Origin of the sequence: Psychroflexus sp. MES1-P1E (genome assembly GCF_002836055.1) — a bacterium.
In the GTDB taxonomy this organism is placed as follows: domain Bacteria; phylum Bacteroidota; class Bacteroidia; order Flavobacteriales; family Flavobacteriaceae; genus Psychroflexus.
In genome coordinates this window covers 1-327 of sequence record NZ_PJBS01000052.1, presented here as the reverse complement: position 1 = coordinate 327, position 327 = coordinate 1, and the positions used below count along the sequence as shown (strand labels likewise).

General features: G+C 32.1%; 1 pseudogene. It reads left to right on the top strand.

The features are described 5' to 3' along the window. Positions 1-327 (top strand): annotated as a pseudogene (locus CXF67_RS00285) (IS3 family transposase); the annotation flags it as partial.

Genomic DNA, 327 nt, shown 5'->3' with positions numbered 1-327 from the left:
CAAACGACAACAACTTTCTTGAAAGATAGAATACTAGAGCTGTTTAAGTAGAGTAGAGAGATTTATGGCAGTTGTCGTTTACAGAAGATGTTAGAAAGAGAGAACTTATTTTATTCTCGTTCCTATGTTGCTGTTTTAATGAGAGAGTTAGGACTAAAGAGTGTTTTAAAAAGGAAATTTGTTGTTACAACAAATTCAAATCACACCTACCCAATCGCTAAGAATATCTTAAACAGGAACTTCGAAAGTAATTCAATTGGTGAAAAATGGGTGTCTGATATTACATATATTAGGGTTAATGATGATTGGAACTACTTAACAACCATA